Consider the following 13,045-nt stretch of genomic DNA (forward strand, 5'->3'; position numbering starts at 1 on the left):
ACAAAGTCTCCGGACAAAAATGGGATGATCAAATCGGCTGGATACCAAGGCGGCCAGACCTGCCTTCGTCCTTGCCGGCGGCGCTGGCCGCGTCGCGCACAAGCTGCTCGAGCACGGCGAGATAATCGAGGAAACGGCGGCGGCCGCTCTTGGTCAAACGGCAGGTGGTGTGCGGGCGATTGCCTTCATAGCCCTTGATGACGTCGACGAGGCCGGCCTCCTGCAGCACCTGCAGATGCCGGCTGAGATTGCCGTCGGTCAGGCCGCAGAGCTGCTTGAGATCGGCGAAGGCGAGCCCCTTCGGATGCGCCATCAGCGAGGTCAGCAGGCCGAGCCGCGCCTTCTCGTGGATGACGCGGTCGAGGCCATCATAGGCGAATGGCGCGGTGGTCAGGTCAGTCTTCGGCATCATTGCCTCCGGAAGCGAAATACAACAGTGCGGCGAGCAGCAACTGGCCGATCGCAAATGGCAGGCCCATGGTCCAGGGCGACAATGCGTGGCTCTGGCTTGCGATCAGCAGCACCGTGAAGCCCGACAGGAAATACCAAGCGCCGCCGAGCGCGATCGTGCGCGGCAGCAGGCGGACCGAGGCGAACACGCCGAGGCTGACCAGCACCTGCCACAGGCCGGGCAGCATCCACAGCGTCTCGGGCGCGAATTTCCATTGCAGGATCGCGAGCAGCACGCCGGCGATCACGGCGGGAACGAACTGCTCGATCGCCTGCTGAACCATCGCATCCGCAAGGCCGGAATGATGCCGCCGCGAGCGCGCCTGCATCTCGATCCAGATCAAGACCGCAGAGAGCAACGCGGCTGCGGCCCAGCCCGCGAGGAACACGATCGGATGATGAGTCGGATCATCGAGCCAGAGATATTGCGCAAGCGCCGTGACCAGCGCGATGCCGCTGGTGGCGGCGACCGTCGCCGGACCGTAGCCGCGGAACGCGGTTCCGGCCGCAATCTGGCTGCGGATCGCGAGAATATCGGCCAACGCCTTGTCGAGGTCGCGCATGATTTTCCCGCACTTTGTAATGCAAAGTATACGGGATCGCCAAGTAAACGCAAGCGGCATCGCCCGGCGTGCCGAGCGCGATGTTTAACGACCGGTTACTGCGCGGATTGCGGCGAAACCGTGCCGCCTCAGACCTTCACCAGACTCGCAAAGCCGCCATAGATCATCCGCTTGACGTCGAACGGCGCCGTCTTCGGATCCATCGACGACGCCAGGCGGGGATCGGCCATCACCTTGGCGTTGATCCTGTCGCGCTGAGCGCGCGACTTGTAGGTGATCCAGGCAAACACGACGGTTTCGCCGGCCTTCAGTTTCACGCTCTGCGGAAACGAGGTCAGCTTGCCCGGCTTGACGTCGTCGGCAACCCATTCGCGATAGTCCAGCGCACCGTGCTCGCGCCAGACCTTGCCGGCCATCTTCGAGAGCTGGGCGTAGGCCCTGAGTTTCTTCTTCGGCACGGCGACGACGAAACCATCGACGTAAGGCATGGGCGTTTCCTGCGGTTCTATTGTCATTCCGGGGCGCGCGAAGCGTGAACCTCAGGCGCGCAACTGCGCGCCGGGGAATCTCGAGATCCCCCGATGCGCAGTTGCGCATCTGTGGTTCGATGCTTCGCATCGCCCCGGGATGACGAACGCCAACGCTGCGCGTCAGCGTTCGTCAGCTGTGACAGCAGGATGCCTGAACCGGCGCCGGTTGGTACTGGTCACGTAGCCGCACCCAATCCATCGGATAGGGCAAGCCCTCCTCGTGGCGGCCGAGCGGCGTCAGGTCGAGATAGTGATAGGCAGCATTCATCATATCGAGGCCGCGCGCGAAGGTCGAGTAAGTGTGGAACACGCTCCCGTTCTCGTCGCGGAAGAACACGCTGATGCCGGGCAGCTCGGGACCATAGAGCGGGGTCGTTCCATAATTGTATTTCGCGTCCCCGGCATCGATCTGCCCTTGCGTGAACGACACACCGTAATCGTAGTTGAAGTCATTGGCGCCCGAGGAGACCCAATCGAAGGTCCAGCCCATCCGTTGCTTGAAGGCCTCGAGCTTGGCCAACGGCGCAAGCGAGATCGCCACCATCGTGGTGTCGCGTGCGGCCAGATGCGGCACCATGCGCTCGAAACCGTCGACCCAGAACGAGCAGCTCTTGCAGGCTGCGTCCCACTCCGGCGCGAACATCACATGCTGCACCACGAGCTGCGGCCTGCCCTTGAAGAGATCGCCGAGCGTCACCTTGCCGTCAGGTCCGTCGAACACATAGTCCTTGTCGACCTTCACCCACGGCAGCTCGCGGCGCTGCCGGCTCAGCGCTTCGCGGGCCTGGGTGAGCTCCTTCTCGCCGGCCATCAATGCCTTGCGGGCTGCGATCCATTCTTCGCGCGAGACGATCTTGTGCTGTTGCATGAGATGCTCCTTTGCAGTTCAGGCGTCGACATATTGCGCGAGATTGCCGAGGAATTCGGTCCAGCCGCGCTGGTGGTTGTCGCGCGCGGTCTCGTCGACGAACTGCGCGTGACGGAAGGTGAGCAATGTGCCGCCGGCGTCGGGCTTGATCGACACGGTCACTTCGGATTCGCGTTCCGGCGTCGAGTGCCAGGCCCAGCTGAACACCAGCTTCTGGTTCGGCACCACTTCGCGATAGATGCCGCCGACCTCGTGATACTCGCCGTTCGAACCGGTGAACTTGATCCGGTAGCGGCCGCCGACACGGACGTCGAGCTCGGCCTGCGTCGTGCCGGGCTTGACCTGGCCCGGGCCGAACCACTGCACTAGGCTTTCCGGTTCGGTCCACGCGGCGTAGACTTTTTCCGGCCGGGCGCGGAGGCGCCGCGTGAGGGTGAGGCTTGGGCGCGCGGCGAGGCCGGCGTCGGCTGCGGCTGCGGATTTAGTTGCCGATTTAACTGCCATGGGTCTTCCTCCACAAAAGCGGCAAGGCGGTCGAGATTGTCGGACCAGAATTGCGCATAGCGATTGAGCCAGTTCATCGCCTGCTCCATCGGCCTCGCGGTGAGCCGGCATGCCACCGTGCGGCCGGTCTTTTCGCGCGCGACCAGGCCGGCATCCGTGAGCACGTCGAGATGCTTCATGATCGCCGGCAACGACATCGCGAATGGCTGCGCCAGCTCGCTCACCGACAGGCTTTCCTGCTCGCCGAGCCGCGCGAGCAGCGCGCGGCGGGTGGGGTCGGAAAGCGCCGCAAAAGTGCGGTCCAGCGTCTCGTCCTGATACTTAACCATAAGGTTTAGTATAGGCGCAAACGGCGCGACGTCAAGCGCGGCCTTTCACGATCGCGTCAGGGATCGGCGCGTCGCTACGCCGGATGGTCGGGACTGCTGGAGGCAGCGAGCGGAAGCGCCCTCACGTCAGACGGCTAGTGCCGGTGATGCCGATGCCGATGCCGGTACGGTCGTGGTTCCGGCTGCAACTGCTGACCAAACAGGAAGCGCGGATTTTCGCCGCAGGCGAGATAGCGTCCGGACACGCTCGCAAGGCACTGATCATAGGTCTGGTAGCCGCATTCGCCGGGATAGCCGAGGCTCGGGCCCTGCGCGCACCATGGGTAATCATAGGGATCGGCCGTCGCGCGATCGATGCTGGCCGCACCGGCGAGCGTGATCGTTCCCAACACAAGCACTGCCAATCGCGATGTGCGCATGATCCAACCCGTTCCGACTCTCAAGATACCGCGATCAATCAAGCGCGGCATATCGGGTTAAGTTCCTGAACGCCATCTCATTCGGCGTCCAGGCCGGTCAATTCTTGGAGCCCAGGTCTTGGCGCCCGGGCGCAAGACAAGTCCGCCGCTTGCGGCCGGACCTGTCCCGGACGTGCAGCCCGAAGCCTATTCGACCTTGAGGCCGGCGAACTCGACCACTTTCTTCCACTTGTCGGTCTCGGCCTTGATGTCGTTGCCGAAGGCGTCCGGCGTCTGGATCAGCGAGTCGCCGCCGAGCTCGACCAGGCGCTTCCTCATGTCGGGCTCGGCGAGCACGGCGTTGATCTCGGTGTTGAGCTTGGCGATCAGTTCCTTCGGCGTGTTCTTCGGCGCGCCCATGCCGAACAGTGCGCTCGCCTCATAACCCTTCACGGTCTCGGCGATCGCCGGCACGTCCGGCAATTGCGAGGAGCGTTCCGTCGTGGTCACGCCGAGCGCGCGCAGCGAACCGGAGCGGATGTGCTGGATGATCGAAGGCATGTTGTCGAAGATCACCTGCACCTGGCCACCGAGCATGTCGGTGATCGCAGGCGCGGCGCCGCGATACGGCACGTGCTGCATCTTGCAGCCGGTCATCGACATGAACATTTCGCCGGAGAGGTGCACCGAGGTGCCGTTGCCGGAAGAGGCCATGTTCACCTTGCCGGGATTGGCCTTCACATACTCGATGAACTCGGCGACGTTCTTCGCCGGCACGTCCTTGTTGACGGTCATCACGTTGGGCACGCGGTTGAAGGACGCGACCGGCGCGACGTCGCGTACGAAGTTGAATTTCAGGTTGGCGTAGAGCGAGGCGTTGATGTAGTTCGCCGGATTGACCAGCAGCACGGTGTAGCCGTCCGGCTCGGCATTGATCGCAGCTTCGGTGCCGATATTGTTGCCGGCGCCCGGCTTGTTCTCGATCACGAACTGCTGGCCGAGCTTCTCCGACAGCCGCTGCCCGATCAGGCGCGCGATGATGTCGGTGGCGCCGCCCGGCGGATAGCCCACGATCCAGCGCACCGGCCGCGCCGGATAGTCGGCAGCCGAAGCGCGGCCGATCGCGAATGTCGAAATCCCCGACCCGATCAGGCCCAGCGCGGCGCGGCGTGAAATCATGAAGTCTCTCCCAATCCCGCAGGGTTTGACCCCTGCCCGTTTCTGTTGCGTTGCGTGCGGCGCGGTTTTAACAAACAATGTCTGAAGCGGCCAGTGCGACACGTGCGACACCGACCGCGACGAAAGGCTAAGCCTCGGCTCTGCATCAGACCCGAAGCGTTGAATTCTTGTTTAAGACTCTGGACCGAAGAGGATCGATCATGTCCGTCAAGGTGAATGGGCTCGACCATCTCGTGATCAACGTCACCGATGTGGTGCGCTCGGTTGCCTGGTACAGCAGGATCCTCGGCATGGAGGTGAAGGTGTTCGACCCCGGCAAGGGCAAGACACCGCGCACCTCGCTGGTGTTCGGCAACCAGAAGATCAATGTGCGGCCGCGCGATGCCGACAAGGTGGACTGGTTCACCGCCGATCATGAAGCGGCCGGCAGCGACGATCTCTGCTTCCTCACCTCGAGCACGCCCGAGGCGGTGGTCGCGCATCTGAAGGCCCATGGCGTCAAGATCGAGGAAGGCCCCGTCGCCAAGCAGGGCGCGCGCGGCACGCTGCGTTCGGTCTATTGCCGCGACCCCGACGGCAGCCTGATCGAGATCTCGTCGTATGAGGACGGCGCGAAGTAGCCCCTCCCCGTCATTGCGAGCGAAGCGAAGCAATCCAGATCTTCCACGCGGCGGAATGGATTGCTTCGTCGCTACGCTCCTCGCAATGACGCGGACAGTCCGCGGCAAATCCCGATTTGCTCTCGGCGCACGCCGATGGCAGAACTGCTCCCAACCAAGATCAATGGCGGCCGGCAAGGCTGCGCGGGAGGACATATGACGACTTCACAGCCAGTGCCTGGCATCGTCGGACCGTTTGCGGGGCTCGACGTGCCATGGCTGCTCAGGATGCGCGCCGAGGTGCGCCGCGATCATCCATTCCTGATCTGGGCGCCGTTCGATGCGCCGGCGCGGCGCTGGAACTACGGCGAATTCCATGAGCGCGTCGGCGCGCTCGCGGCGGGCCTCGCCAGGCGCGGCATCAAGCAGGGCGACTATGTCCTGATCCATCTCGACAACTGCGTCGAGGCGATCATGTCGTGGTTCGCCTGCGTCGAGCTCGGCGCCATCGCCGTCACCACCAACACCCGCTCGGCCGCGGCCGAGATCGACTATTTTGCCGGCCATTGCGGCGCGGTCGCCGCGATCACCCAGCCGGCCTATGCCGAGCTGCTATCAGCCAACTGCAAGGGCCTGCGCTGGATCGCGGTGACCTCGCACGACGCGGGGCAGGCGCCGGCACACGCGCCCGTGCACAGCGACAGCTTTGACGCGCTGTTCGCCGACAGCGCCGACCGGCCGAAGCGCCCGATCGATCCGCTCGCACCGTGCAGCGTGCAATACACTTCCGGCACCACGTCGCGGCCGAAGGCGGTGCTATGGACGCATGCCAACGCGCTGTGGGGCGCCAAGATCAACGCCGCCCATCAGGACCTGCACGCAACGGATGTGCACCAGACCTATCTGCCGCTGTTCCACACCAACGCGCTGGCCTATTCGATGCTGGCGAGCCTGTGGGTCGGCTCGACCTGCGTGATCCAGCCGCGCTTCTCGGCGAGCCGCTTCTGGCCGGTGGCGCTCGAGCACGGCTCGACCTGGACCTCGACAATCCCGTTCTGCATGAAGGCGCTGCTCGAGCACGAGGTTCCGAAGAACCACAGGTTCAGGCTCTGGGGCACGGCCGTGAACGAGCCGCCGGCATTCGCCGTGTTCGGCATCAAGATCATCGGTTGGTGGGGCATGACCGAGACCATCACCCACGGCATCATCGGCGAGGTCGACCAACCGAACCCACCGATGTCGATCGGCCGCGCCGCGCCGGAATACGAAATCCGCATCACCAACGATGATGGCGCGCCGACCGGCGTCGGCGAGACCGGCAACCTGCTGATCAAGGGCATCCCCGGCCTGTCGCTGTTCGCCGAATATCTGCATAACGAGAAGGCGACGCGCGAGAGCTTTGACGAGCACGGCTATTTCATCACCGGCGACCGCGTCACGATGCTGGAGCGCGGCTATCTCAAGTTCGGCGATCGCTCCAAGGACATGCTCAAGGTCGGTGGCGAGAACGTCGCGGCCTCCGAGATCGAGCAGGTGATCGCGGTGGTGCCGGGCGTGCGCGAGGCCGCCGTGGTGGCGAAGAAGCACCCGATGCTGGACGAGGTTCCGGTCGTCTTCATCATCCCGCAAACCGGCGTCGCGGCGCTGCCCGCCGATCTCCACGACAAGGTCATGACCGCATGCCGCTCCGCGCTCGCCGACTTCAAGGTGCCGCGGGAAATCCGCTTCGTCGACGAGATGCCGCGCTCGACGCTGGAGAAGGTTGCGAAGGCGGAGTTGAGGAAGATGCTGGAGTGACGCGGCCCTAGCCGCGTCATTCCGGGGCGCGCATCAGCGCGAACCCGGAATCCCGAGATTCCCCGATGCGCAATTGCGCATCTGAGGTTCGATGCTGCGCATCGCCCCGGAATGACGGGTTGCTGACTAATTCACCTCGAACCGGATCGGCAGCTTCTTCGGGCCACTGACAAAATAGGCCTGCGTCATCTTCACCTCGCCGTCGAGCGACAGCGATTTCAGGTGCGGCAGCAGTTCCTCGAACAGGATGCGCATCTCGAGCTTGGCCAGATACTGGCCGAGGCAGAGATGCGCGCCATAGCCGAACGCGACGTGGCGATTGGGCTTGCGGTCGCTGCGGAAGCGATCGGGATCCTCGAACACGTCCTCGTCGCGATTGCCCGAGGCGTAGCACAGCATCAGCCAGTCGCCCTTCGCGATCTTGCGGCCGCCGAGCTCGGTATCCGCGGTGGCCGAGCGCATGAAATGCTTGACCGGCGTCATCCAGCGGATCGCCTCGTCGACCAGGCCCGGGATCAATGCCGGGTTGGCCTTCACCTTGGCGAATTCCGCGGGGTCCCTGGCCAGCGCCCAGATCGCGCCCGCGGTCGAGGATGAGGTGGTGTCGTGGCCCGCGGTCGCGACGATCATGTAATAGCTGGTCTGATCGTGCTCGGGCATGTAGTCGCCGCCGATCTTCGCGTTGGCGATGACGGTGGCGAGATCGTCGCGCGGGCTCTGGCGGCGATTTTCGGTGATTTTGCGGAAGTAGGCGGAGAAGTCGGCGACGATCGCCTGCAACATCGCCGAGACTTGTTCCGCGCTCAGCGCCTCGCGGACGCGCGCGGTGTCGGGATCCTGCGGTCCGAACAGCTCCTGCGTCAGCTTGAGCATGCGCGGCTCGTCCGCCTCGGGCACGCCGAGGATCTCCATGATGACGTGCAGCGGATAGCCGAGCGCGACGTCCTCGACGAAATCGCAGGCGCCGCCGCGGTCGAGCATGCGCTGCACTGTGGCGCGCGCGATCTCGCGGACGCGGCCTTCGAACTTGCCGAGATTGGCCGGCATGAACCAGCCCTGCGTCAGCGCGCGGTATTTCGGATGGTCGGGCGCATCCATCTGCACCAGAGAGCGCACCAGATTGGGCCCGCCGGTGATCTTGCGCACCCGCTCCTCGAGCGCCTGCGTCGTCAGCGTGGTCGGGCGGTCGGCATTGTGGAACAGATCGTTCTGCCGGCTGATCGCCTGGATATGGGCGTGCTTGGTCACCACCCAGAACGGATCGAAGCGGTCGGGCCGCGCGATCCCGAGCGGGTTGTTGGCGCGCAGCCAGCGATAGCTGTCGTGGATGCGGTCGTCGGCATAGGCGACGGGATCGACGAGGGTTTCCGCGATGTTGGCGGGGATATCGAGATCCCCGTTCGTTGTCGTGTCCATGATCGTCCTCAGCTGCCCAAGCACCGGTCGCGCCGATGATCGCCGAAATCTAGGCGGAGGTAAGGAGGACGACTTGCGTTGAGAGGCTGATCCAGCGCCGTCAGCCGTCATTGCGAGCGAAGCGAAGCAATCCATCGCGCCACAAGCGGAAGCATGGATTGCTCGGTCGCTATCGCTCCTCGCAATGACGACGCGGTGAAAGGCTCAATAATGCCCGAACGCCACCGGGCGGAACGCCTGCAGCAATTGCTGGTCGAGCTTGCCGCCCATCTCCTCCATCATGGAGAACGCCTTGGCGTGGGTGAATTGCAGCCGGTAGGCGCGCTTCTCGACCAAGGCGGCATAGACATCGACGATCGTGGTGACGCGGACGATGTCGCTGATCTGGTTGCCGCTGAGGCCGTTCGGATAGCCGGTGCCGTCGAGGAATTCGTGATGATGCAGGATCACGTCGAGCATTTCCGGCGGGAAGCCGCCCTGCGCCGACAGCGCCTCGTAGCCGCGGCGCGGATGTTCGCGCATCTCGGCCATTTCCTCGACCGTGAAAGCGCCGGGCTTGTCGAGCAGCGCGACCGGAACAAACGCCTTGCCGACATCATGCAGCAGCGCGGCACGGGCGAGCCGGCGCTGGTCGTCGTCGCGCATGCCGAGATGCTGCGCGAACGCCACCGCAAAGCCGGTCACGAACAGACAGTGGCGATAGGTCTCCTGGTGATGGCAGCCGACCGTGGTCAGCCATTCACGCAGCGAGTTGTGCTTGATCGCCTTGAGGATCTTGTTTTCGGCGGCAACGATGTCCTCGAACCTGAGCGGCTCGCCGGCGCGCATCCGCTCGAACATCTTGACCATGACGCCGTGCGCGGCTTCGACGCCGCGATTGAGCGCCTTGCCGCGGTCGGTTTCGTCATAGCCGCTGTTGTCGGGAAACGCGGCGCGGATCCGCTGCAGGATGCCGCGCGCATCGAACGGCCGCGAGATCGTGTCGGTGGCGCCGAGCGCCCACGCCTGCATCGAGGCGTGATGCAACGCATCCGCCAGCACGAACAGCCGCGGCATCTCGCGATAGGCGTCGGCCTGCAGCTTGGCGCGAACCATTTGCACGGCTTCGGGCGAGCGCAGATTGATGTCGACCACGATGCCGGAGAGATCGCGGGCCGGCTGCTCGGGAATATCCGAGGTCGGAACGGTATCGACCTCGCCCACCGAGCGCAGGATGCTGGCGAGTTCGTGGCTCTGATCGCTTCGATCTGACGCCAGCAGCAGGCGGCGCTTCGAAGTCTGGTTATTGGCCAAGGCAGTCATGACATCCCCGTCGCGGTAACGACCGACAGTGGACGCTATCTGACGATGCGTTCCCTCCGGCTTAATGGGGATGCTGAACGGCGGTTAAGCGCAATGGATACAATTTGAGGAACCGCCAAATCCGCCAGCAGAATCAGGCCCGCCGAAAATGCATGGGGGCGGCTGCAGCGCCGGCGAGTCGTGAATTTTTGCAGCGTCAAAGGCGTCGACGCCGCCACCATCCGGCGGACGCTTGGGGCAAAGAAAAACGCCGGAGAGCGGTCAAGCTCTCCGGCGTCTTCATTGGTTCAGGCCGTTACGCCTTCATCGCAGCCTTGACGGCCTCCGCGGTGATCGGGAGGCCGCGGACGCGGGCACCGACCGCGTTGAAGACGGCATTACCGATCGCCGGCGCCACCACCGTCACGGCGGGCTCGCCGACGCCGGTCGCCTTCTCGCCATTGGCGATGACGTTGACCGCGACTTCCGGCAGCTGGCTCATCCGAAGCGGCGTGTAGGTGTCGAAATTGGTCTGCTCGATGCCGCCGTCCTTCAACGTCGCCTTCTCGAACAGCGCCAGTGACATGCCCCACAGCGCCGCGCCCTCGACCTGGGCCCGGATGCCGTCGGGATTCACCTGCGTACCAACGTCGGTCGCAACCGTCAGCTTCTTCACCGTCACCTCGCCCGAGGGGGCGACGGCGACGTGGGCGACGCAGGCGGTCCAGCTCGCCGTGGCGCGCTCCTGCGACGACACGCAGGCAACGCCCATGCCTTCGCCCTTGGGCAGCTTCTTGGTGCCGTAGCCGGCGAGACCCATCGCCGCGAGCAAGGTGTTACGGAGACGCTGCGCGCCGCCGTCGTTCTTGCCCTTGCCGTCGAGCAGCTCGACGCGAAGCAGGGCCGGATCCTTGCCGGTCGCATGCGCGATCTCGTCGACCATGCTTTCGACCGCCCAGAACGTCCAGCCCGGCGCCACCGAACGGAGCTGACCCGACGGGGTGGCGTTGTGCGCCATCTCGTTCTTGATCGCCCGCACATAGTGGTTGGGGACGGTGTAGAAGAAGTCCGAACCGTTCACCGTGAAAGCATCGAGCGGTCCCTTCTTGTCGACCGAAGGCGACAGGAAATCGGGGATGCCCCAACGCTGGGTCGGCCAGGCCGAGACGACATCGTGGCTCAATGCGACGAGCTTGCCGTCGCCGTCCACGCCAGCCTTTACTTTTTGGTAGGTCAGCGGACGCGAGAAATCCATCGTCATGTCGTTTTCGCGCGTGTAGATGACCTTGACCGGCTTGCCGACGGCCTTGGCCGCCTGCACCGCGGGCACCATCATGTCGGCGTCGAGACGCCGGCCGAAGCCGCCGCCCAGCCACATCTGATGCATCACCACGAACTTCGGATCGATCCCGGCGGCGCCGGCGGCGATCGCACCGGAGCGCGTCGCGAACTGGTTGCCGGAATAGATGTGCAGGATGTCGCCCTTGAACTCCGCGGTGGCGTTCATCGGCTCCATCGGCGCGTGGATGTTGATGTTGGTGGTGTATTCCGCCTCGAGCACCTTGGCCGCCGTGCCGAAGGCTGCGTTCGGATCGCCATCCTTGACGAAGAACTCGCCGGAATCGCTGAGCCCCTGAAGCCGCTTGGCCTCGGCGAACAGCGATTCGCTCGACAGTTTGGCGTTCGGGCCGCCATCATAGCTGATCTTCAGCGCTTCGGCCGCCTTCTTCGCCTGTGCATAGGTGTTGGCAACCGCGACGACCCAGCCGGTCGTGGTTGTGGTCTTGTCGTCCAGGGTGACGGCCCTGATGAAGCCCGGTACCTTCTTGGCCGCGCTATCGTCCACCGACTTCACGGTGGCGCCGTACCGGACCGGCGGGGTGACCAGCGCGCCGTAGACCATGCCCGGCAGCATCACGTCGATGCCGTACTTGGCCGTGCCGTTGACCTTCAACGGAATGTCGAGCTGCGGCACCGAGACGCCGATCATGGTGTACTGGTCGGCGGACTTCAGCTTGATCGCCTTCAGATCATCCGCCGTGAAGGTCTTGGTCGCCTTGCCGCTCTTGACCACCTCGGCAAACGACATCGACTTCTTCGACTTCGGATGGCTGATCGTCGACGCACGCACCACCAGCTCGCTGGCCGGCACGCCCATCGAGGCCGCCGCCGCCTCGGTCAATGCGATGCGGCCGGCAGCGCCGGCCCGGCTCATGGCGTCGAAGTTCATCATCGTCGACCAGCTGCCGCCGGTGATCTGCGCGCCCAGCACGGGATCGTTGAACTTCGGATCGTTGGAGGCGAGCTGGACCCGCATGTCCTTCCAGTTCGCGCCGAGCTCTTCGGCCACGATCTGCGCCATCGTCGAGGCCACGTGCTGGCCCATGTCGGCCTTGCCGCAGGTCACGGTGACGAGACCATCGGGCGCGATCGAATACCAGACGCTCGGCTCGAAGTTGGCGGGCGCGGGTGCCGCGAGCGCCTCATCGATGCCGGACGCGGCGTAGCCGAGCACGAGACCGGTTGCAGCGGTGCCGACCAGGAAGGAACGGCGGCTGAGATCGGTCGTCTCGGGAGCGAGGTTTTTCACGTGCTTGTTCATGTGGCCCTCCGCTCGGATCCGGTGGCCGATGCGGTGCGCATGTCGGACGCAGCGCGCATGATCGCCTTCTGGATTCGTGAATAGGTCATGCAACGGCAGAGATTGCCGTCCATATGCGCGACCACTTCTTCCTTCGTCGGATTGGTGTTCTTCGACAGCAGCGCGGCTGCCTGCATGATCTGGCCGGACTGGCAGTAGCCGCATTGCGGCACCTGCTCGGCGACCCAGGCCTTCTGCAAGGGATGTTCGCCCTTGGCGGAGAGGCCTTCGATGGTGGTGATCTTCTTGCCGACGGCGTCGGCGAGCGAGGTCTGGCAGGACCGCACCGCTTCGCCGTTGACGTGAACCGTGCAGGCGCCACAGAGGCCGGCGCCGCAACCGAATTTGGTGCCCGTCATCTGCAATTGCTCGCGGATGACCCAAAGCAGCGGCGTGTCATTGGCCGCCTCGACGGACATATTCCGTCCGTTGATATTGAGATTTGGCATCTCTCTCCCCTTCCGGTGTCGGAAGCCGCTTACGGCGGCAA

13 protein-coding genes and 1 pseudogene are annotated in these 13,045 nt (G+C 64.5%); 2 read left to right on the plus strand and 12 right to left on the minus strand.

Annotated elements, in window-relative coordinates:
- Positions 1 to 28: 28 nt before the first annotated feature.
- The 8 genes and pseudogenes from AAFG07_RS41440 to AAFG07_RS41475 form a co-directional block, all read right to left on the minus strand.
- Positions 29 to 409, minus strand: a complete 381-nt coding sequence (locus AAFG07_RS41440) for a transcriptional regulator (protein ID WP_342725290.1) — start codon at positions 407 to 409, stop codon at positions 29 to 31.
- A complete protein-coding gene (locus tag AAFG07_RS41445; RefSeq protein WP_173640000.1) occupies positions 396 to 1,013 on the minus strand; it encodes a hypothetical protein in 618 nt (205 codons plus the stop codon). Before AAFG07_RS41445 ends, AAFG07_RS41440 begins: the two co-directional genes overlap by 14 nt.
- A 128-nt stretch (positions 1,014 to 1,141) precedes the next feature.
- Positions 1,142 to 1,501 carry a DUF1428 domain-containing protein gene (locus tag AAFG07_RS41450; RefSeq protein WP_342725291.1) on the minus strand — a complete coding sequence of 120 codons (360 nt, stop codon included), beginning with the start codon at positions 1,499 to 1,501 and terminating at the stop codon, positions 1,142 to 1,144.
- Positions 1,502 to 1,673: 172 nt separating this feature from the next.
- Complete coding sequence (locus AAFG07_RS41455) at positions 1,674 to 2,411, minus strand: thioredoxin family protein (protein WP_092120510.1); 738 nt, start codon at positions 2,409 to 2,411, stop codon at positions 1,674 to 1,676.
- 18 nt (positions 2,412 to 2,429) lie between these two features.
- Positions 2,430 to 2,792, minus strand: a pseudogene (locus tag AAFG07_RS41460) (SRPBCC domain-containing protein); the annotation flags it as partial.
- Positions 2,777 to 3,244 carry a metalloregulator ArsR/SmtB family transcription factor gene (locus AAFG07_RS41465; RefSeq protein WP_342725292.1) on the minus strand — a complete coding sequence of 156 codons (468 nt, stop codon included), beginning with the start codon at positions 3,242 to 3,244 and terminating at the stop codon, positions 2,777 to 2,779. The pseudogene AAFG07_RS41460 and the gene AAFG07_RS41465, both read right to left, overlap by 16 nt.
- Positions 3,245 to 3,378: 134 nt before the next feature.
- Positions 3,379 to 3,663, minus strand: coding sequence for a DUF3551 domain-containing protein (locus AAFG07_RS41470; protein WP_342725293.1), 285 nt, complete (start codon positions 3,661 to 3,663; stop codon positions 3,379 to 3,381).
- Between the two features lie 186 nt (positions 3,664 to 3,849).
- The gene (locus AAFG07_RS41475; protein ID WP_097671232.1) at positions 3,850 to 4,821 is read right to left on the minus strand and encodes a tripartite tricarboxylate transporter substrate binding protein; all 972 of its coding nucleotides are present in this window, start codon (positions 4,819 to 4,821) and stop codon (positions 3,850 to 3,852) included.
- 200 nt (positions 4,822 to 5,021) lie between these two features.
- Here AAFG07_RS41475 and AAFG07_RS41480 point away from each other — a divergent pair, with 200 nt between their 5' ends.
- Complete coding sequence (locus AAFG07_RS41480; protein ID WP_342725294.1) at positions 5,022 to 5,441, plus strand: VOC family protein; 420 nt, start codon at positions 5,022 to 5,024, stop codon at positions 5,439 to 5,441.
- 195 nt (positions 5,442 to 5,636) lie between these two features.
- Complete coding sequence (locus tag AAFG07_RS41485; protein ID WP_342725295.1) at positions 5,637 to 7,217, plus strand: AMP-binding protein; 1,581 nt, start codon at positions 5,637 to 5,639, stop codon at positions 7,215 to 7,217.
- Between the two features lie 126 nt (positions 7,218 to 7,343).
- On the opposite strand, the gene AAFG07_RS41490 is transcribed toward AAFG07_RS41485, so the two are convergent.
- The 4 genes from AAFG07_RS41490 to AAFG07_RS41505 all read right to left on the minus strand — a co-directional run bounded on the left by AAFG07_RS41490 (position 7,344) and on the right by AAFG07_RS41505 (position 13,004).
- On the minus strand, positions 7,344 to 8,633 hold the full coding sequence (locus tag AAFG07_RS41490) for a cytochrome P450 (protein WP_342725296.1): 1,290 nt from the start codon (positions 8,631 to 8,633) through the stop codon (positions 7,344 to 7,346).
- Positions 8,634 to 8,837: 204 nt separating this feature from the next.
- Positions 8,838 to 9,935 (minus strand): HD domain-containing phosphohydrolase, encoded by a 1,098-nt coding sequence (locus AAFG07_RS41495; RefSeq protein WP_342725297.1) that lies wholly within the window; start codon positions 9,933 to 9,935, stop codon positions 8,838 to 8,840.
- A gap of 295 nt (positions 9,936 to 10,230) precedes the next feature.
- The gene (locus AAFG07_RS41500) at positions 10,231 to 12,516 is read right to left on the minus strand and encodes a molybdopterin cofactor-binding domain-containing protein (RefSeq protein ID WP_342725298.1); all 2,286 of its coding nucleotides are present in this window, start codon (positions 12,514 to 12,516) and stop codon (positions 10,231 to 10,233) included.
- The gene (locus AAFG07_RS41505; RefSeq protein ID WP_176534725.1) at positions 12,513 to 13,004 is read right to left on the minus strand and encodes a (2Fe-2S)-binding protein; all 492 of its coding nucleotides are present in this window, start codon (positions 13,002 to 13,004) and stop codon (positions 12,513 to 12,515) included. Before AAFG07_RS41505 ends, AAFG07_RS41500 begins: the two co-directional genes overlap by 4 nt.
- Between the last annotated feature and the right edge of the window lie 41 nt (positions 13,005 to 13,045).

The organism is Bradyrhizobium sp. B097 (assembly GCF_038957035.1).
Classification (GTDB): domain Bacteria; phylum Pseudomonadota; class Alphaproteobacteria; order Rhizobiales; family Xanthobacteraceae; genus Bradyrhizobium.